Here is a 500-nt window from a genome sequence, read left to right on the forward strand (position 1 = left end):
CGAAGCGGATCCGAAGTATTTCTTACGCGCTAAATTTCAAATTCAATTACGCTCGCCAACAACGGGTAGCTCAACTACGACAACGGAACACAATACAGAGGAGGCGGCCCAATGATGATGAATGTCCATCGCGTTACCTCTTTTGCACTTCCTGCAAGGATAGTGGCATGGTTAGTGGTTTGTTTGAGTCTGTTCGTAAGTCGTCACGTTTTCGCTCAGGATATTTACGATCTTCAACGCAATCATGGTGTTGAGTTGCAAGCGTGGGTTGGTCAACAACCAACGGCTGGAGAAAAGCGTAAAACGCCAAGTTTTAGTGTCAACGAGCAAGTCATTTTAACCATCGAAGTGGCAACGCCGCGCTGGTTTACGGGTGGGACGCGAATTGGCAGTATTGAAATGCCCAATGTTATCGCCAAACAGCGTAATCAGTTAGCCACTAACTTCACGGAGCACAAGGGCGGACAAACTTGGTCGCGTCAACGCTGGGAAGTGACTTT

At 48.0% G+C, this 500-nt stretch carries 1 pseudogene; it reads left to right on the forward strand.

Annotated features, from left to right (window positions below):
• Nucleotides 1-111: 111 nt before the first annotated feature.
• Nucleotides 112-500 (forward strand): annotated as a pseudogene (locus tag R7E78_RS31125) (hypothetical protein); the annotation flags it as partial.

It is taken from the genome of Vibrio sp. YT-19(2023), assembly GCF_033337395.1.